Origin of the sequence: Bartonella sp. OD88NMGDW (assembly GCF_042193775.1) — a bacterium.
Lineage (GTDB): Bacteria > Pseudomonadota > Alphaproteobacteria > Rhizobiales > Rhizobiaceae > Bartonella > Bartonella grahamii.
This window is the reverse complement of the sequence record NZ_JBHIMA010000004.1, coordinates 111,265-129,853: the sequence shown is the minus strand read 5'-3', so window position 1 is coordinate 129,853 and position 18,589 is coordinate 111,265. Positions and strand designations below refer to the sequence as shown.

16 protein-coding genes are annotated in these 18,589 nt (G+C 37.9%); 4 read left to right on the top strand and 12 right to left on the bottom strand.

All coding sequences use genetic code 11. From position 1 onward, the window contains the following. Window positions 1-113: 113 nt before the first annotated feature. Together rnr and topA are read right to left on the bottom strand one after the other, a co-directional pair. Window positions 114-2,387 carry a ribonuclease R gene (gene rnr, locus ACFIJR_RS04910; RefSeq protein ID WP_375625747.1) on the bottom strand — a complete coding sequence of 758 codons (2,274 nt, stop codon included), beginning with the start codon at window positions 2,385-2,387 and terminating at the stop codon, window positions 114-116. A gap of 3 nt (window positions 2,388-2,390) precedes the next feature. Further along, the gene (gene topA, locus ACFIJR_RS04905) at window positions 2,391-4,964 is read right to left on the bottom strand and encodes a type I DNA topoisomerase (protein ID WP_375627332.1); all 2,574 of its coding nucleotides are present in this window, start codon (window positions 4,962-4,964) and stop codon (window positions 2,391-2,393) included. Window positions 4,965-5,230: 266 nt separating this feature from the next. Here topA and ACFIJR_RS04900 point away from each other — a divergent pair, with 266 nt between their 5' ends. Next, the gene (locus ACFIJR_RS04900; RefSeq protein ID WP_005773510.1) at window positions 5,231-5,437 is read left to right on the top strand and encodes a hypothetical protein; all 207 of its coding nucleotides are present in this window, start codon (window positions 5,231-5,233) and stop codon (window positions 5,435-5,437) included. On the opposite strand, the gene dprA is transcribed toward ACFIJR_RS04900, so the two are convergent. Genes dprA through ACFIJR_RS04880 form a run of 4 tightly spaced genes read right to left on the bottom strand, consistent with a single transcriptional unit; the run spans window position 5,367 to window position 9,463 of the window. Then, the gene (dprA, locus tag ACFIJR_RS04895; RefSeq protein ID WP_375627333.1) at window positions 5,367-6,581 is read right to left on the bottom strand and encodes a DNA-processing protein DprA; all 1,215 of its coding nucleotides are present in this window, start codon (window positions 6,579-6,581) and stop codon (window positions 5,367-5,369) included. The two genes, ACFIJR_RS04900 and dprA, sit on opposite strands and share 71 nt — an antisense overlap. Further along, window positions 6,556-7,188, bottom strand: coding sequence for a glycerol-3-phosphate 1-O-acyltransferase PlsY (plsY, locus tag ACFIJR_RS04890; protein ID WP_375627334.1), 633 nt, complete (start codon window positions 7,186-7,188; stop codon window positions 6,556-6,558). Before plsY ends, dprA begins: the two co-directional genes overlap by 26 nt. A gap of 11 nt (window positions 7,189-7,199) precedes the next feature. Next, the gene (locus tag ACFIJR_RS04885; RefSeq protein WP_375627335.1) at window positions 7,200-8,501 is read right to left on the bottom strand and encodes a dihydroorotase; all 1,302 of its coding nucleotides are present in this window, start codon (window positions 8,499-8,501) and stop codon (window positions 7,200-7,202) included. Next, a complete protein-coding gene (locus tag ACFIJR_RS04880) occupies window positions 8,498-9,463 on the bottom strand; it encodes an aspartate carbamoyltransferase catalytic subunit (protein ID WP_375653750.1) in 966 nt (321 codons plus the stop codon). The genes ACFIJR_RS04885 and ACFIJR_RS04880 overlap by 4 nt, the downstream gene beginning before the upstream one ends. A gap of 125 nt (window positions 9,464-9,588) precedes the next feature. Between ACFIJR_RS04880 and ACFIJR_RS04875 the strand changes: the two genes are divergently transcribed. Further along, the gene (locus ACFIJR_RS04875) at window positions 9,589-11,208 is read left to right on the top strand and encodes an acyl-CoA dehydrogenase family protein (protein ID WP_273787944.1); all 1,620 of its coding nucleotides are present in this window, start codon (window positions 9,589-9,591) and stop codon (window positions 11,206-11,208) included. Here ACFIJR_RS04875 and ruvX read toward each other — a convergent pair. Beyond that, window positions 11,193-11,672 carry a Holliday junction resolvase RuvX gene (gene ruvX, locus ACFIJR_RS04870; RefSeq protein WP_375627337.1) on the bottom strand — a complete coding sequence of 160 codons (480 nt, stop codon included), beginning with the start codon at window positions 11,670-11,672 and terminating at the stop codon, window positions 11,193-11,195. The two genes, ACFIJR_RS04875 and ruvX, sit on opposite strands and share 16 nt — an antisense overlap. A 137-nt stretch (window positions 11,673-11,809) precedes the next feature. On the opposite strand from ruvX, the gene gatC reads away from it, so the two are divergent. Beyond that, entirely contained in the window at window positions 11,810-12,097 is a 288-nt protein-coding gene (gene gatC, locus ACFIJR_RS04865; RefSeq protein WP_015856421.1) for an Asp-tRNA(Asn)/Glu-tRNA(Gln) amidotransferase subunit GatC, read from the top strand. A 31-nt stretch (window positions 12,098-12,128) separates the two neighbouring features. Further along, window positions 12,129-13,613 carry an Asp-tRNA(Asn)/Glu-tRNA(Gln) amidotransferase subunit GatA gene (gene gatA, locus ACFIJR_RS04860; protein WP_375627338.1) on the top strand — a complete coding sequence of 495 codons (1,485 nt, stop codon included), beginning with the start codon at window positions 12,129-12,131 and terminating at the stop codon, window positions 13,611-13,613. A gap of 95 nt (window positions 13,614-13,708) precedes the next feature. Here gatA and ACFIJR_RS04855 read toward each other — a convergent pair whose 3' ends face one another. From ACFIJR_RS04855 to ACFIJR_RS04835, 5 genes are all read right to left on the bottom strand, one after another. Beyond that, a complete protein-coding gene (locus tag ACFIJR_RS04855; RefSeq protein WP_375625763.1) occupies window positions 13,709-14,419 on the bottom strand; it encodes an ABC transporter ATP-binding protein in 711 nt (236 codons plus the stop codon). Continuing rightward, a complete protein-coding gene (locus ACFIJR_RS04850; protein ID WP_375627339.1) occupies window positions 14,406-15,188 on the bottom strand; it encodes an ABC transporter ATP-binding protein in 783 nt (260 codons plus the stop codon). Before ACFIJR_RS04850 ends, ACFIJR_RS04855 begins: the two co-directional genes overlap by 14 nt. Beyond that, entirely contained in the window at window positions 15,185-16,243 is a 1,059-nt protein-coding gene (locus tag ACFIJR_RS04845; RefSeq protein ID WP_273787947.1) for a branched-chain amino acid ABC transporter permease, read from the bottom strand. Before ACFIJR_RS04845 ends, ACFIJR_RS04850 begins: the two co-directional genes overlap by 4 nt. Continuing rightward, the gene (locus ACFIJR_RS04840) at window positions 16,243-17,319 is read right to left on the bottom strand and encodes a branched-chain amino acid ABC transporter permease (protein ID WP_375625769.1); all 1,077 of its coding nucleotides are present in this window, start codon (window positions 17,317-17,319) and stop codon (window positions 16,243-16,245) included. Before ACFIJR_RS04840 ends, ACFIJR_RS04845 begins: the two co-directional genes overlap by 1 nt. A gap of 114 nt (window positions 17,320-17,433) precedes the next feature. Then, window positions 17,434-18,567, bottom strand: a complete 1,134-nt coding sequence (locus ACFIJR_RS04835; protein ID WP_375627340.1) for an ABC transporter substrate-binding protein — start codon at window positions 18,565-18,567, stop codon at window positions 17,434-17,436. Window positions 18,568-18,589 lie beyond the last annotated feature (22 nt).

Here is an 18,589-nt window from a genome sequence, read left to right as displayed (position 1 = left end):
AAGAAGATTGTACACATAAAATAATAAAAATATTATATAATATAAGTCATTTCTTAATTTGAAGTTATTGATTCTTTTATTATTCATATTCTATTTAATGGAGGATAAGAAGCTTAATTTTTTCTCCCATAAAAAGTATGCTTTTGTTTTTTAAATTTGTTTTTATGGTAAGATGTCGGTGAAAATTTTATTGGACGAGGTTTTGTTAAGAGTTCAAAGCATAAAGCGCCAGCAAAAGGTTGTACCGTTATAAGTTTTACTTCTACAACATCACTGAGCTGATAGCCTTTATGGCTACGCTGTCCTACAAGAACATGATGGGCTTCATCAAAATGATAATAATCATTTTTAAGTGTAGAAATATGGACAAAACCATCTGTGTTGAGTTTATCAAGTGAGATAAAAAGACCTGCTTTTGTAACTCCGGAAATGCGACCTGTAAAAATACGGCCGATTTTATTCGTTAAATAGTGAGCAACAAGCCGATCAATAGTTTCCCTTTCAGCCATCATTGCACGGCGTTCATATAAAGAAATTTGCGTAGCAATTTCTGCGAGATTTTGTTCTTGTGTATCTGTTAACTGATCATTTCCTAATTTCAGCGTTTTAATGAGTGCTCGATGAATAATAAGATCAGCATAACGGCGGATAGGGGATGTAAAATGTGTATAATTATGTAGGTTTAAACCAAAGTGGCCGATATTTTTGGGATTATACTCAGCTTGAGATTGTGAGCGCAGAATAACTTGGTTGATCAATTCTTTTTGTGGTGTATTCGTCATTTTTGCCAGAATGCTATTAAGGCGCGCTGAGGTAAGTTCGCTTCCGCGGGAGAGTGGTATCCCCAAACTTTGAAGAAAGCTCCGAAGTATTTCTTGCTTAGCAAGAGAAGGTTTTTCATGAATACGATAAATGAGGGGCTGGTGATGTTGTTTTAATGTTTCAGAAGCTGCAATATTGGCTTGTATCATAAACTCTTCAATTAAACGATGCGCTTCTAATTGTGTTTCACTCACAACATCTTTTATGCATCCATTTTGATCAAGAATAATCTTTTTTTCTGCAATTTCTAATTCTAGTGGTTGGCGACGATTTCGCGCAGCTTTAAGGCATGTATAGGCTTCCCATAAGGGTTGCAAAATGCTCTCAAAAAGAGCGGCTGTTTTTTCATTTATATTACCTTCAATTGCCAATTGTACTTCTTGATAAGAAAGCTTGGCTCTTACACGAATCATAGTACGATGAAAACTATGTTTTCGTTTATTACCATTTGCATCAAAAATCATACGAACGGCTAAAGCTGGTCTTTCTTTTCCTTCACGCAGAGAACATAAATCATGAGAAAGGCGCTCAGGTAACATTGGCACAACGGTATCGGGAAAATAAACAGAATTTCCGCGTTTCAAAGCTTCTTTATCTAATGCGCTTCCTGTTTTGATATAGTAAGAAACATCTGCAATGGCCACAATAATAATCCAACCATCATTATTTGCTGGGTCCTTATCCTTGGTTGCATAAACTGCATCATCATGGTCTTTTGCATCTGGTGGATCAATTGTAATAAATGGTAACTGTCGCCAATCTTCACGATTATCCATATTGGCAGCTTTGATATGTTTGACTTGCTCAAGAACACTTTCAGGAAAAATATAAGGAATTCCTTTCGAAAGAAGTGCTATCATTGAGAGTGTTTTTTCACTCTTAATATGCCCTAAAACATTTTTTATTTTTGCGCTCTTTAATCCGTAACCAGTATTTTTTTTAATTTCGACTTCAACGAGATCACCGACTACAATCTTCATTTCTGGAGACATTTCAACAATGAGTTCATTGGTTTTGCGGTCTATAGGATCAAGGCGCCATTGATTATTTTCAAATTTTCTTACAACAGCAAATGCGCTTTTGGGAGATATATCAATTTTACGAATAATTCGTCCCGTATAAGGGGGGCTTGAGCTTTCAGAATTTTTATTTCGAAAAACTTTTACAAGAATATGATCTCCAACACCAATGCTACTTCCTTTTATGTGATGAAAAGAGTGTATTTCAATATTGGGCTTTGGAGAATCTTCCCATTCAAGAGGTTGTGCAATAAAACTCCCATCTTTATCACGTCCGCTAATTTTTACTAAAGTAACAGGGGGTAATTTTCCTTTGTTTATTGCTCTTTTGTGTTGTTTAGATATAAGATTTTGATCCTTCAACTCACGTAATATATCTCTAAGCCAAATACGAGAATCGCCTTTTAAGTTAAAAGCTTTGGCGATTTCTCGTTTACTTGAGTGGTTAGGATTCTCATTTATAAAGGAAAGGATTTCTTCCTTATTGGGAAAATTTTTCCCCTTGAATGTAGAGAGATAATTTATGTTTTTTTTACCTTTAGCCAAAATTTATGTCTCTTTTATTTTTGCTTTTGTTTTAGAAGAAGCTCTTTTTGAAGTTGTTTTTTTACTCGATGCTTTAGCCGATATAAGTTCTAATGCCTCTGCCAGTGTTACACTAATGGGATCTTTATCTTTTGGCAATGTTGCATTAATTTTACCCCAATTGACATAAGGACCATAACGCCCGTTGCGCACGGTAATAGTTCCTCCTTCGGGATGCTCTCCTAATGTTGCCAATGCTGCAGATGTTGTTCTGCTTTGCTTGGTTTTGTTTTCTTGTTGTTCTGCCAATACTGTAACAGCGCGATTGATACCAATATCAAAAACTTCATCTGCATGAAGAAGGCGTGCAGATTTTCCGTTATGGCTAAGATAGGGACCATATCGTCCAATCGTAGCTGTGATTGTTTTTCCAGTTTCAGGATGAATGCCAATTTCACGGGGAAGGGATAGTAAAGCCAAGGCTTTATCAAGGGTTACATTTTCTGCCTGCCATTCTTTTGGTAGTCCTGCACGCTTAACTTCTTTGCTTTCACCAAGTTGAATATAGGGACCAAACCGGCCATTGCGAAGAGAGATATCTTTTCCTGTTTCAGGGTCAATACCAAGTATAACAGGTTCATCATTGCGTACAGTTTCATTCTCTTCTCCAGTATCTGTACCAAGTTGGCGTGTATACTTACATTCGGGATAATTGGAACAGCCAACAAAAGCACCATAACGACCGAGTTTTAATGATAATTGACCATTTTTACAAAGAGGACAGGAACGCACATCACTTCCATCTTCGCGTTCAGGAAAGGCGAGAGGTGCTAATGTTACATTTAAAACATCAAGAACATTGGTTATACGGAGTTCTTGGATATTGCTAATAGATGCATTAAATCCATCCCAAAAATCTCGCAATACGTCTTTCCAAGAAAGTTTCCCATCAGAGATAAGATCCAGCTTTTCTTCAAGATCTGCTGTGAAACCATATTCTACATAGCGATTAAAAAAATTTTCAAGAAAGGCTGTAACAATTCGTCCCTTAGCATCGGGAATAAGCTTTCGTTTATCAATTACAATATATCCACGGTCACACAATGTCGCCAATGTGGAGGCATAAGTTGAAGGACGACCAATTCCTAACTCCTCAAGCTTTTTAATTAATGAAGCTTCAGAATAACGAGAAGGGGGCTCTGTCGTATGCTGTACAGATTCAACTTTTTCTTTTGTAAGTGCTTCACCAGTGTTTATTTGTGGTAAACGTGTTGTTTCATTTTCTTCATTATTTTCTTCGTCTCGTTGATCGGTGTAGACGGAAATAAAGCCATCAAAGCGAATAACAGATCCTGTTGCTCTTAGATTTGCACGGTTTTCTCCTTGTTGTGCTTCAATTTCAACAGTTGTGCGTTCAATTTCAGCAGAACGCATTTGGCTGGCAATAGCACGCTTCCATATCAGCTCATAGAGCTTTGCTTGATCGCTATCGAGAAAATTACGGACTTGACTAGGATTGCGTTGAAAATCTGTTGGACGGATCGCTTCGTGTGCTTCCTGTGCATTTTTTGCCTTTGTTGAATAAAAACGTGGTTTTTCAGGAATATAGTCTTTACCGAAAGTTTCATGAATAACTTTTCGTGCTGAATCAATAGCCTCTGGTGCTATTTGCACACCATCGGTACGCATATAAGTGATAAGCCCAGCCGTTTCACCATTAATTTCAATGCCTTCATAAAGCTTTTGGGCAATTTGCATAGTGCGAGAAGCTGAAAATCCTAATTTTGAAGAAGCTGCTTGTTGTAGTGTGGAGGTTGTAAATGGAGGAAGAGGATTTCTCTTTGTAGGTTTTGCTTCAACACTGAGTGTATGATATTGGGCTTTCTCCAACATAAAGCGAATTTGGTCTGCTTGTTCTTGAGACTGAATATCAAGCTTGCCTATTTTTCGTTGATTAAACATTGTCAATCTTGCTTGGAAACTATCATTTCGGATGGTTTTTAATTGTGTTGTAACGGACCAATAATCTTCTTTGATAAAATGTTCTATTTCTGCTTCACGATCACAAATAATACGCAAAGCAACTGATTGAACGCGTCCTGCTGAACGTGCACCAGGGAGTTTCCGCCATAAAACAGGTGAAAGTGTAAAACCAACGAGATAATCAAGTGCGCGACGTGCAAGATAAGCATCTACAAGTGATGTATCAATATCACGTGGATTGTTCATAGCATCAAGCACAGACTTTTTGGTGATGGCATTGAAGACAACTCTTTTAATAGGTTTATCTTTTAAAACTTTTTTTTGACGAAGAACATCCAGAATATGCCATGAAATAGCTTCCCCTTCACGATCAGGGTCTGTTGCTAATATAAGGCTATCGGCTTCTTTAACGGCTTTTGCTATTTCATTTAAACGTTTAGCGGCAGCAGAATCTATATCCCATTTCATAGAAAAATCTTGATCCGGTAAAACAGAACCATCTTTTGCAGGCAAATCACGAACATGTCCAAATGATGCAACAACTTTGTATTGAGACCCAAGATATTTATTTATTGTTTTTGCTTTTGCTGGAGATTCAACGATAACGATATTCATAATTTTACCCAAATATTGAAATAAAAAACTTTTTTATAAACGCCTTTTACGCGAATAGCTAATGACAATTGCTTAAGAGCACATAAAAAAATATTAGCCATATAAAAAACATGAATATTGTACAACTTATGATTGTTATTATTAGAATACACCCTATATAGAATTACACGATTTACTTTCCACTGTTATTACAGGAACATACGGCGAAATACTAAGATAACGTCTATTGAGAGGTAGGAGGGGGAAATGCTCAAGGATAGAGGATTATGTTTATAAATCATTTAAAAGTTATCCAATATATTACAGACATGTCTAAGCAAATGAATCAGATGGCGCGTCAGGCGCATAGTCCGCTTTTAGCATTGCTTTTGGATATGGTTGCCAAAGAAGGGCAAAGCATTATTAATAGTGCTGAGGCTCTTGGGGAAGATCAAGATTCGACAATGACACACAACCACCAGAGTGTCGAATAAGCTTTCCAGCAAGGTCGAGTTCTACCAACAAGAGGTAGAGAGTTGGAAGTGGAACACCTGTGTGGGTACTGAGTGTGTCTAAATCGATTGGCGTTGTTGAAAGAGCAGAGAGAACTGCTGCACGTGCTGCATCATCACCTGCTAAAGAGGGGCTGCTGTTTTTTTCATCTGCTAAATTGAAATTCTCCTTTTCAAGTTGTAAAGAGGATGGTTCCTCAAAAAAATTGAGTTGCGAATTTGGAAGCGGTGAAATTAATGGCGTAAGTGTTTCTATGATGTCAGAAGGATGTGTGGTGAGTAGAGCACCGTCCTTGATAAGATTGTTTGTACCAACAGATCTTGGATCAAGTGGTGAACCGGGAATGGCAAAAATTAACCGTCCCATTTCAGCTGCTTGACGTGCGGTAATTAAGGACCCTGAGCGCAGGGCTGCCTCTACAACCAAGAGACCAAGTGATAGAGCTGCAATAATACGGTTTCTTCTTGGAAAATCGATAGCACGCGGCTTCCAAGAAATGGGCATTTCGCTGATGATGGCTCCACCGTTGGCGATAATATCTTCATGCAACTTTTTATTTTCAGGAGGATAGATATGATCAATTCCCCCAGCCATGACTGCAACAGTTCCTGTTTTTAAACTTGCTTGATGCGCAACGCTATCAATTCCACGAGCGAGCCCAGAAATTGTTATAAAGTCTGCTTCTCCGAGAAAACGCGCAAATTGAGCCGTAAGCTTTTTTCCCGCAGCTGAAGCATTTCGAGAACCTATAATTCCAATAGAAGTTTTTTGAAAAATTGAAACATTACCTTTAATAGCAATAAGCGGCGGAGGGGCTTCTGTAACCTTAAGAAAAGCTGGATAATCTGGTTCTCCCATACCGATAAACCGAACACCTAATCTTTTAGCTTTTTGTATTTCTTTTTCTGCATCTTCTAAGCTTGCTATTTTAATAGATACAGAACCACCACCTTTTCTGCTAAGCTCTGGCAACGCTGCCAGAGCAGATTCTGCTGTTTTATAATGATCAATGAGATTGCGAAAACTAACAGCTCCAATATTTTCACTGCGCAACAACCGTAACCAATTTAGACGTTGACGATCAGTGAGCAGGATTCCTTTATTTATCCCCGTTTTGAGTCCCAATCTTACTTTCTTCCCCAATTAATAATCTACCGATATTTGCGTAATGCTTTATATACACAAATATGCTCATCACAATCAGCATAAAATAGAAATAAGGATCGGAAAAGTAAAAAACAAATATCGCAGTTATAACAACAGAAATGAGTGCGGATAATGAAGAATAGCGTGTGAGGAGAAAAATCGTTATCCATACAATAATAAAAATAATTGCTGCAGGCCAATAGATTCCTAAGCAGACCCCTAGATAGGTAGCAACACCTTTGCCACCTTTAAATTTAAGCCATATGGGGAAAAGATGTCCTAAGAAAACAAAAAAACCTGCTAGAGAAACAAGGATACTATTGTCTAGCGGATCACTAAAAAACTTTATAACGAAAACAACGATAGTTCCTTTCAACATATCACAAAGAAGTGTTAGAGCAGCAAGTTTTTTATTTCCTGTTCGTAAAACATTTGTAGCTCCAATATTGCCGGAACCAATTGTTCTCACATCGCCAAGTTTGGCTAATCTCGTTAAAAGAAGACCAAATGGAATCGAGCCAATGAGATAAGATATGAGGAAAATAAACCATGGAGTGGACTGAAAAAATATTTCTGCTTCATTCATTAAGAATCTCATTAAGTTTGTTGATCAAGTTTAAAAACGGTTTTCCCTTTCACAAAGGTCTGGAGCACGCGTCCTTGAAAACGTGCATTCTCAAAAGGGGTATTTTTTGAACGTGAATAGAGATTCTCTTTCGAAACAACCCATGGTTCTTCAAGATCAACCACAATAAGGTCTGCATGAGCACCTTTCTTCAGTGTTCCTGCATTGAGTCCAAAGAGCTTTGCAGGCGCCGTTGACAAAAGTTCAGTTATCCGTAAAAGAGATAGGCTCTCATCATGGTAAAGGCGTAAGGCTGCACTCAATAAAGTCTCCATACCAATAGCGCCAACCGCCGCGTCATTAAATGGTAAATGTTTTGTATCGTTACTCTGAGGATCATGAGAAGAGACAATAACATCTATAGTCCCATCCTTTATTGCTTCAATCATTGCTATACGGTCTTCTTCTGTACGCAATGGGGGCATTAAGCGAAAAGAGGTGCGATATTCACCAATGTCATTTTCATTGAAAGATAAATGATTAATAGATATACCCGCTGAAATTTTCTCACTGCGTTTTTTACCTAAACGAAGTGCATCAGCAGAGAGTGCTGTTGATATTTGAGCGGCATGATAGCGTGTTTGCGTTAATACTGCTAATCGCAGATCCCTTTCAAGTGGGATAACTTCTGCTTCGCGGGGGATGCCAGAAAGACCAAGCCAACTGGCGAGCAGTCCTTCATTCATCACACCTTGTCCTGTAAGATCTTTATCTTGCGTTTCATGCATCAATGGAACATCAAAATCACGCGCATAAGTCATTGCACGTCGCATAACAGATGAACTTTGAAGCGTTTTTTTTCCTTCACAAAAGGCAACAGCTCCTGCAGCTTTTAGTAAGCCGAATTCCGCTATTTGCTGTCCGTTGAAACCTTGTGTGATCGCAGCAACGGGATAAATATTGACCGATGACTTTTCTTGTACTGTATGCCTAATAAATTCAACAAGTGCCACATTATCAATGATTGGACGCGTATCTGGCATCATGAGGAAAGAAGTAATACCACCTGCGGCGGCGGATTGACTTGTTGATGCGATTGTTTCACAGTGTTCATTTCCTAATTCTCCAACAAAAACGCGCGCATCAACAAGGCCAGGGAGAATTGCTTTGTTTTGTGCGTTAACAATTTCTGCTTCTTCTGGGAAACCCTGATTCAGAGCTTCTTTTCCAGCAGCTATAATCCGTCCATTTTCAACAATAACTGTACCAATTTCATCGATTGCGCGCGAAGGATCAATAATACGAGCATTTTGAAAAACAATTGGTTTTATCATTTTTTTTCTCCACTGATCTTTGCGCGTGAATCTAATAAAGCCTCCATGACCGCCATACGCACTGCAATTCCCATTTCTACTTGTGTATGAATCATACTTTGTGGTCCATCTGCTATGTCAGATGCAATCTCTACACCACGGTTTATTGGTCCAGGATGCAGAATAATGGAATCATTTTTGGCATAGGCTAAATTTTCTTTATGTAAGCCAAAATAATGGAAATATTCATGCGTAGAGGGAATAAAAGAACCTGTCATCCGTTCATGCTGTAAGCGCAACATCATGATAACGTCAGCATTTTTAAGACCTTCTTTCATCGTGTTAAAAACCTCAACACTCATATGAGCGATTTCTGCGGGCAAGAGTGTTGAGGGAGCAACAACACGAACACGAGCACCCAAAGCATTGAGACTCAGGATATTGGAACGGGCAACACGTGAGTGTAAGATATCTCCACAAATCACAACAGTTAATCCTTCAATACGACCTTTTGCTCTTTTAATGGTTAGAGCGTCTAATAAAGCCTGTGTTGGATGTTCATGAGCACCATCACCTGCATTAATGACACAACAATCAACTTTTTGCGCTAATAAAGCTGCCGCTCCTGCACTGTTATGGCGAAAAACCAGTATATCCGGCTTCATCGCATTGAGAGTTGTAGCTGTATCAAGTAATGTTTCTCCTTTTTTTACAGATGAGTTGCCGATCGCAAGACTCATCACGTGTGCACCTAGCCTTTTACCCGCTAATTCAAAAGAAGATTGTGTTCGCGTAGAGGCTTCAAAAAAGAGATTAATTTGAGTCCGTCCATGCAAAGTAGATTTTATTTTATCAATTTTGTTAGAAAGGATAACATTTGCTTCTGCACGATCAAGCAATGTATTAAGATCTTGTACACTTAGATCTTTAATAGCTAAAAGATGTTGATGAGGGAAAAGTGGAAAAAAATTATCTTGAATCATAGCATTCTTCTTTATCTCTCTCTAAACAGGTTAAACAAGCATTTGTTTGAATATGATAAATGTTTCTTAACTCTAAAAAGACAAATAGTCTATGATATGAATGGTTTGAATGTAGGAATATACCTATGAGTGCTGTATCTGCGCAAAATAATCGTCGAAAAAATACATTTCTTAGCGATACGCTTATGTTTCGTATTGCCTCTACTTTGCCTAAGTTTTTGTTAGCAAGCTTTGAAGAAATAGGAGATTTTGCAGCGAGTCGAGAAGCATGGAAACTCTCTTGCTTGGCGAATCATTATAAGCCTTTATTGTGTTATAACGATGAATGGGGGCAACCAACGGAAAAATTAGAGATCCATTCTTCCTATCAAGCTCTTCAGCAATATTCTAGACAAGCAGGTTTGGTTACCTCGCTTTGGGAAAATACGAGCTCAGAAAATGGAGTACGCTATCAAGCGCGTGCGATTCGTTTAGCTTTATCTGCCGGTTTAGAAACAGGGCATTTGAATGAAGTTATCATAACGAGTGCAGCTATTGCTGTTTTAATTAGTGATATAGAGCTCTTCAAAAAATGGCAAAATGTACTTTTATCACGCCAATATGATTCCTCATCAAAGCCTATTCATCATAAAAAGGCTGCTTCTCTAACTTGTGCATTTGATGATATTGAAAAATACGCTTTTAATTTTCCAAGTGTTAAGAAGATTTCTTTCGATGAAAGTATGGAACGTGATCTATATCGTTTAAATGTTGTAAAAACCAATGTTATTAATCCTACCGCTGATGGATATCTTGTTAGTGCAGATTTAAATGGCCATTTAAGTTGTTTTTTTATTCCACGCATACAAGAAAATGGCGCATTAAATGGATTTATATCGATTCGTCATTTAATTCAGCGTTCTGGAGAACTTTTAACACCAGAGGGCGTTGTTGATTTCCAAGGCAGTTATGGTTGGCTTTTGGGAAATGCTGGAGAAGGGCTTAAAGTTATTAAAGATATCGAGACGATGATGCGTTTCGATCAATCGGTCATATCGGCAGGTGTTTTGCGAGCGGCTCTTCAATTTGGCATAGATTTTTTCCGGAAAAAAATGCCCAATCAACCTTTACCACCACTGACAGAACGTATTTTTGCAGATATTGCATTAGATATAGCTGCTTCACAGGCATTGGTTTTGCGTTTAGCGAGAGCATTTGACAATGCAGCAAATGACCGTTCTGAAGCAGCTTTTGCCCGCATTATGACACCTATTATTGCTTATCACGTAAGTCAATTGGTTGTGCCTATTATTGGCGAAATTATTGCACAACTTGGTATTGAAAGTTTTATAGAGAATAACCCATTATCACAAATGTTGCATAATGGGCCTGCACGAATTGTGAGAAATAGTTCTGCTAATCAATTGGTAAAGGATGCCATTCTTATTGCTGAAAAAGCACCAGGACTGTTTCAGAAATTGTTAGAAAAAATTGCTCTTGATATTGGACCAGCGGGACCACGAGCAATTGAAATTATTAAGTCAGCAGGTGATATGGCATCAGCAAATGAAGGTGCAGGAAGGTTTTTTGTCGAACAGGTAGCCTATGCAGCTGCAGCTGCAGCATTACGTTCTACAGACATAGAACATGTTGCAAATGCTTATATGGAAAGCCGTCTTGGGGGACAGTGGAGATCTTCCTACGGGATGCTCATTGCACGATATAATGCAGGGCATTTGCTCAATGTCCTCTATCCTTCCATATGATGAAAGTTTTGAATTCTATTAAGAGCACCTTGCAATATAAAAGCAGCGGCTGCCGAATCAATTCGGTTTGCTCTTTTAGCGCGCGATACATTCATTTCTAGAAGAGAACGTTCTGCTGCAATTGTTGACAAACGTTCGTCCCAAAAAACAAATGGAATTTTTGTATAAGCTTTCATATTGCTCACGAAAGCTCTGGTTGCTTGAACACGAGAACCGCTGCTTCCATTCATGTTAAGGGGTAAGCCAATGATAATAACGCCTACATTTTCACGGTCAAAAGTTTTAATAAGTGTGTAAGCATCTTCTGTAAATTTTTTTCGTTGTAGTACAGGACGCGGATTTGAGACAGTCAGCCCCATATCAGAAATCGCAATTCCGATAGTTTTTGTCCCTAAATCTAAGCCTGCTATTGTTTGTCCAGGCAAAAGATGTGTCATAACTTCGTTTATATTAATAACGGTCATAAGGGTATAATGCGTTTTTTAATGTTTCATATCTAATAGTTATTTCTTCATTCATGTTATCTAATATTCTTGCGCTTGCAAGCTCAGCCTTGTATAGCCAGAATAAAGATTAATAAAAACAGAAAGGCGTAAGTAGTATGTCTGTTGATCAAGAGACCGTCAAGCGGGTCGCACATTTAGCGCGGATTGCTATCCACGATGATGAGATAGAACCTGTGACAAAAAAATTCAATGCTATTTTAGGTTTTGTAGAGCAATTGAATGAAGTTGATGTCAGTGGAGTTGAGCCATTAACATCTGTGATGCCGATGACTCTACGAATGCGTGAAGATAGTGTTACAGATGGCGATAAAGCAGCAGATATTGTAGCCAATGCCCCTGTTACAGAAGAAAATTTTTTTCTTGTCTCAAAAATTGTTGAGTAACTTTTTATATTTTTGAAATTTGAGAACCAATATGACTGATTTAACAACCCTCACAATTGCGCAAGCTCGTGATTCTCTAACAAAGAAAAATCTCAAAGCAACAGAATTAACGGAAGCTTATTTACAAGCAATAGAATCAGCTAATCCAATTTTGAATGCTTATGTAACAATAACAGCAGAACAGGCAATGAAAATGGCTGCTGAATCAGATAGTCGCTTAGCGAGAGGGCAGGGAGGGCTTTTAGAAGGAATTCCTTTGGGGATTAAAGATCTTTTTGCAACCTATGGTGTTCATACTCAAGCCTGTTCACATATCCTTGATGGTTTTAAACCGCATTATGAATCAACTGTCACGGCTAATTTATGGCAAGACGGTGCTGTAATGTTAGGAAAACTTAATATGGATGAGTTTGCTATGGGCTCATCCAACGAAACATCATATTATGGTCCCGTTATTAATCCCTGGAGAAAAAAAGGCTCGAATGAAAAACTCGTACCCGGTGGTTCTTCAGGAGGATCTGCTGCTGCTGTTGCTGCACAAATTTGCGCTGGTGCAACTGCAACCGATACAGGTGGCTCAATACGTCAACCAGCAGCTTTTACTGGAACTGTAGGAATAAAGCCAACTTATGGACGTTGTTCACGGTGGGGTGTTGTTGCATTTGCTTCATCTCTTGATCAAGCTGGACCTGTTGCCAGAGATGTTCGTGATTGTGCTATCTTACTAAGATCAATGGCCTCTTTTGATGAAAAAGATTCTACTTCCGTGAAATTACCAGTTCCTGATTATGAAAGTTATCTTGGTCAATCAATTAAAGGAATGAAAATTGGTATTCCAAAAGAATATCATATGGATGGAATGTCTCCAGAAATTATTGAGCTTTGGCAAAAAGGCATAAGTTGGTTAAAGGAAGCAGGAACTGAGATTAAGAACATTTCTTTGCCCCATACAAAATATGCTCTACCTTCTTATTATATTATAGCTCCTGCAGAAGCCTCTTCTAATTTAGCACGTTATGATGGTGTGCGTTTTGGTCTACGCGTGCCTGGAAAAGACATCATTGAGATGTATGAAAACACGCGCTCTGTTGGTTTTGGTGATGAAGTCAAGCGACGTATTTTGGTTGGGACTTATGTTCTTTCATCTGGTTATTATGATGCCTGTTATCTAAGAGCTCAAAAAGTAAGAACACTCGTAAAACGAGATTTTGATCAATGTTTTGCTTCAGGCATTGATGCTATTCTGACACCAGCAACACTAACACCTGCCTTTGGTATAGCTGATGAAAAAATAAAAAATGATGCTGTAGCAATGTATCTTAATGATATTTTTACGGTACCAGTTAATATGGCTGGTTTACCAGGAATCTCTGTTCCTGCAGGTCTGTCATCAAATGGTTTGCCTCTAGGATTGCAATTGATTGGTAAACCTTTTGCTGAAGAAGTCATTTTTCAGATAGCACACATTATTGAAAAAGAAGCAGGGATATTCAGTGCAGAAAAATGGTGGATGTAATAATCGAACTTCACAAAGGAGCATTTCTCATTGAGGATGAGAAATGCTTTTTTAAAAGGTGGAGGGATGAGCTATATTTCCTCAATTCGTAGTCTTTATCCACCAAGATAGGCTTCTTTAACACGCGAATCAGAGAGCATAGTTTTACCTTCACCGTGAAATAAAATATGTCCTACCTCTAAAATATAAGCATAGTCAGCTATAGAAAGCGCAGCAAATGCATTTTGTTCAATAAGAAGAACAGTTTTTCCCATCTCATTAATTTTTCGAATAATTGAAAAAATTTCTCGAACGAGAAGCGGTGCCAACCCCAACGATGGTTCATCTAATATGACCATATCAGGATTGCTCATGAGTGCACGGCCCACAGCAACCATCTGTTGTTCACCACCTGACATTGTTCCTCCTAACTGTTTTGCTCTTTCACGTAGACGCGGGAAAAGATCAAATATCCATTCAATATCACGGGAAATTCCTTGCTTATCGTGACGAATATAAGCGCCTAGATGAAGATTCTCTAAAACAGTGAGATGGGGCATGATACGGCGTCCTTCAGGACTTAGAGCAATACCTAATCGCAAAATCTCTTCTGGTGATTTTTTAATAATAGATTTGCCATTATAGGTAATTTTTCCATAAACAGAGCGATTAAGTCCTGTAATAGAACGTACGATACTGCTTTTTCCTGCACCATTGGCTCCAATTAAAGTGACAATACTTCCCCGCTTTATGGACATAGAAAGATTTTGGACAGCTTTAATGGCGCCATAATGAACGTAAAGATTTTTTATTTTAAGAATATCCATAAACATCTCCGCCAAGATAAGCTTCAATAACTTTAGGGTTATTACGAATTTCATCTGGTGTACCATTGGCAATGCAACAGCCATATTCCATAACCAAAATATGTTGACAAAGCCCCATAACCACTTTCATATCGTGCTCAATAAGAAGAATTGTAAGATCAAAGTCTTTTTGCACTTTTGCTATGAATTTTCTAAGATCTTCACTTTCTTGTGGATTCATGCCAGCAACAGGTTCATCAAGAAGAAGCAATTTGGGCTTTGTGGCTAACGCGCGTGCAATTTCTAGACGTCGTTGCACACCATAAGGTAAAGCTGTTGCCGATTGATCAGCAAGGTGATCAAGTTGTAGCTGCTCAAGGAGTTCTAAGGAATTTTTATAAACTTCCTTCTTTTCTTTCATTGCCTTTGAAAAAAATAGAGCTGAAGAAAACCAAGGATATTTTTGTCGAACATGCGCTCCTACCATAACATTCTGCAAAACCGTTAACCCTGAGAAAAGACGAATATTTTGAAATGTTCTGGCAATATGGCGTCTACAGATAATATAAGGAGGCGCTCCAGAAATTTTTTGCTCATCAAAAAGAATGATGCCGCTTGTAGGAGCATAAAATCCAGAAATCATATTGAAAACTGTTGTTTTTCCAGCACCATTGGGACCAATTAATCCAGTAATACTTCCTCGTTTAATTGCCATATTAATATTATTTACAGCAACTAATCCGCCAAAACGCATTATAATATTATTGAGTGAAAGGATGGTGTCGTTCATAGCTTTCCCTCAGTATTAGAAAGCTTTTTGCGTGTCAAAAAGCTATAAATTCCATTCCATGAGAATTCTCGTTGTCCCATCAACCCTTTTCTCCAAAACAAGATAATTACCAGCAATAAAAGAGAAAAAACAACCATGCGAAGTCCTGGTGTTTCTGGAATATGTATGAAACCTAAGTCAAATGGACTTTCAATAATACGAAGCCATTCAAGCATAACTGTAATAATAATGCTGCCAATAATGCTTCCTGTAATTGAGCCGAGACCACCAGCAACTACAATCATCAAAATATTAAAAGTTAGAAGAAAATTAAACATTTTTGGATCAATGGTTGAAATAAGAGCAGCCATTAATGCTCCACCTATACCTGCAAAAAACGCTCCAACAGTAAAAGAAAAACTACGGTAGAAAAAAGCGTTAATTCCCATAGTTTTCGCAGCAATTTCATCATCACGAATGGCACGTAATACGTTACCAGTATTGCTTTGCAGTAAAAGGACAATAAAGAGAACTGTAAATGCTAACCAACCATAGTTCCACCATAATGTTGCATTTTGAGGTATTCCCTTGATACCTAAAGAGCCATTTGTAAGCGATGTTGCGTTCGTAATGACAATGCGAATAATTTCTGCAAAACCCAATGTTGCAATTCCAAGATAATCACCACCAAGACGTAATATTGGCAAAGCAATCAATAAACCTACAACTGCAGCACATATACCACTTATAACAACAGCGACAAAAAAAGGTAATTGCAGATGATACAATGGTTCAGCGATAGGCTCCAGAATCCACATCATTTCTTTTTGTTCAGGGGAAAGAAGTAAAATTGCGCAAACATAAGCACCAATAGCCATAAATCCAGCATGTCCAAGAGAAAACATACCTGTAAAACCGTAAATCAAATTAAGCGAAATTGCCAATATCGCATTAATAGCAATCAGATTTATGATACGAAGCGTATAGTCATTAAAATGGCTATCAGCATAAAATAAAAAACCTATGAGAACTAAAACACTTATACAAGATAAAACAGTTGTCACTGACTTTGCCATTAGATCTTCTCCTGACTTTTTTTACCCATTAATCCTGTGGGCAATATCAATAAAATCAGAATCAATAAAATGAAAGCGAAGGCATCTCGATATCCAGATAGCGCGGGGAAAAATGCGATAATCATAATTTCAATAAACCCTAATAACAATCCTCCCAACATTGCTCCTGGTATCGAACCAATACCTCCGATAACAGCAGCGATAAATGCTTTGAGACCAGGAAGAACGCCCATATAAGGCTGAATTTGAGGATAACGTAAAGACCACATAATACCTGCTATAGCGGCAAGAGCTGAGCCTATTCCAAATGTAAATGCAATAACTTTATTGACAGACACACCCATCAAACGCGTCGTTTCAATATCATGGGAGATTGCACGCATAGCAAGACCCGGTTTTGTTTTATGGATAATCCATAACAGTAAAACAATAAGAATCAATGACACAACGGGAACGATCAGAGACATGGGAGCAATTCTAATGATACCATCTGCTCCTGATCCTAAATGCCATAAAAATGGTGTTACAAGAAAATCTGGTTGTTTTACACCTTTTGGAACACCACTAAAGAGTACAGTAGAAAGATTTTCAATAAAAAAAGAAACACCAATTGCACCGATAAGTGCCGAGATACGCGGAGCATGGCGTAGAGGTTTATAGGCAAGTTGATCAACAACAATACCCACTGCACTTGTAATAAAAATAGAAAAACAAAGAGCTAAAACCCAAATCGGGGTAAAAGCTTGTGGAGAAATTTTAAAATAATAAACAAAACCTAACGCAAGGATTAAAAAAACAGCAATCCAATAAATTGAAGGGCGCTTTTTAAACCCTATAAAGACCGAATAATAAATAAGAGCCGCGAGAAACAAAAGAAGGAGTGCTGCCCAAGCAGGCATAAAGCTAATTGTGGAAAAGAAAACAAAATATGCTCCCAGCATGAAGATATCACCGTGAGCAAAATTAATGAGTCTCAGTATACCGTAGACCATGGTGTAACCAATAGCGATAAGCCCATAAAGAGATCCCAATGCCAGTGCATTAAAAAAATACTGGATGAACATTTCAGTGCTCATCTCTCATCCTTCCACATTTGTTAATTTACATAGGATAACAAGAAATTTCTAAGTTTTTGGTTGAGAAAAAGATCCTCAACCAATTCTTGCATTTTAATAAGTAAAACTTTTTAATTAAAAAGCAGGTTTAACCTCTTCTAAATAAACACGTTTTCCATCCTGTATTTTAATGATACCAATAGGAATCTTAGGGTTATGATTTTCATCCATTGACATATCACCGAAGGGGGTTTGAAAATCTTTTAATTTGCTAAGAGCGATAGTAATTTTTTCACGATCAGCGCTACCAGCATTTTCAATAGCCTTCATGAACATCATATAACTCGTATATCCCAAAACAGAATTGATATTCGGCTCTTGGTCAGGATACTCTTTTTTCCATTCTGCTGTGAATTCTTGCGCAGCTACTGACATATTTGGCATATCCTCACTATAGGGAAGTGTCGTATGTAAGAAACCTTCTGAAGCTTTTCCTGCAATCGCAATGGTTTCTGGATTATCCATAGCATCTCCACCCATAATTTGAAACTTTGCTCCTAATTCTCGCGCTTGTTTCATAATGATAGCACCCTCAGAAAAGTAAGATGGAATGAATAAGATATCAGGTTTTTGTGCGATAATTTGCGTAAGAACAGCTGAAAAATCCTGATCTCCAGAATTATAGTTTAAATTTGAGACAACTTCACCACCTAATTTTTTGAAAGCACGCATAAAGTAGCTTGCAAGACCAATGGCATAATCGTTTGAAATATCTTTGAGGATAGCTGCTTTTTTTGCGTGTAAAGTTTGACTTATATAAGTCGCGATTCCCACCCCTTGATAGGAATCAATAAAACAAGCGCGGAAATAATATTTTTTACCCTGTGTAACAAGAGGACTCGTTGAGGAAGTGGCAATGGTTGGAGTCTTTGCTTTTTCAGATATTTCACCACCTGCCAACGAAAGTGAGGAACCATAGCTACCAATGATTCCACTTACTTTTTCACTTGCTGTTAAACGCATAACAGCATTAGCCGCTTCTACTTTATCAGACTTATTATCAATAATAACAAGTTCCACTTTACGTCCTAAAATTTCTGGAATTTTTTTATGGGCTAATTCTATACCTCTAATTTCAAGCTGACCTCCAAATGCATTTTGACCACTTAATGGAAGATAAACACCAATTTTGATAGGTTCACTTGCATAAACATTTGCTGTAAATGCCATGAATGCTGTGATTGTCGTAAGGATTTTTTTCAATTGCATTGCGCATTTTCCTTAATTGAAT

Bases quoted from the DNA above. Each gene is read 5' to 3' on its own strand.
- topA (WP_375627332.1), bottom strand. From the start codon at position 4,964: ATGAATATCGTTATCGTTGAATCTCCAGCAAAAGCAAAAACAATAAAT.
- ACFIJR_RS04900 (WP_005773510.1), top strand. From the start codon at position 5,231: ATGTTTATAAATCATTTAAAAGTTATCCAATATATTACAGACATGTCT.
- plsY (WP_375627334.1), bottom strand. From the start codon at position 7,188: ATGAATGAAGCAGAAATATTTTTTCAGTCCACTCCATGGTTTATTTTC.
- ACFIJR_RS04885 (WP_375627335.1), bottom strand. From the start codon at position 8,501: ATGATAAAACCAATTGTTTTTCAAAATGCTCGTATTATTGATCCTTCG.
- ACFIJR_RS04880 (WP_375653750.1), bottom strand. From the start codon at position 9,463: ATGATTCAAGATAATTTTTTTCCACTTTTCCCTCATCAACATCTTTTA.
- ACFIJR_RS04875 (WP_273787944.1), top strand. From the start codon at position 9,589: ATGAGTGCTGTATCTGCGCAAAATAATCGTCGAAAAAATACATTTCTT.
- ruvX (WP_375627337.1), bottom strand. From the start codon at position 11,672: ATGACCGTTATTAATATAAACGAAGTTATGACACATCTTTTGCCTGGA.
- gatC (WP_015856421.1), top strand. From the start codon at position 11,810: ATGTCTGTTGATCAAGAGACCGTCAAGCGGGTCGCACATTTAGCGCGG.
- gatA (WP_375627338.1), top strand. From the start codon at position 12,129: ATGACTGATTTAACAACCCTCACAATTGCGCAAGCTCGTGATTCTCTA.
- ACFIJR_RS04855 (WP_375625763.1), bottom strand. From the start codon at position 14,419: ATGGATATTCTTAAAATAAAAAATCTTTACGTTCATTATGGCGCCATT.
- ACFIJR_RS04850 (WP_375627339.1), bottom strand. From the start codon at position 15,188: ATGAACGACACCATCCTTTCACTCAATAATATTATAATGCGTTTTGGC.
- ACFIJR_RS04845 (WP_273787947.1), bottom strand. From the start codon at position 16,243: ATGGCAAAGTCAGTGACAACTGTTTTATCTTGTATAAGTGTTTTAGTT.
- ACFIJR_RS04840 (WP_375625769.1), bottom strand. From the start codon at position 17,319: ATGAGCACTGAAATGTTCATCCAGTATTTTTTTAATGCACTGGCATTG.
- ACFIJR_RS04835 (WP_375627340.1), bottom strand. From the start codon at position 18,567: ATGCAATTGAAAAAAATCCTTACGACAATCACAGCATTCATGGCATTT.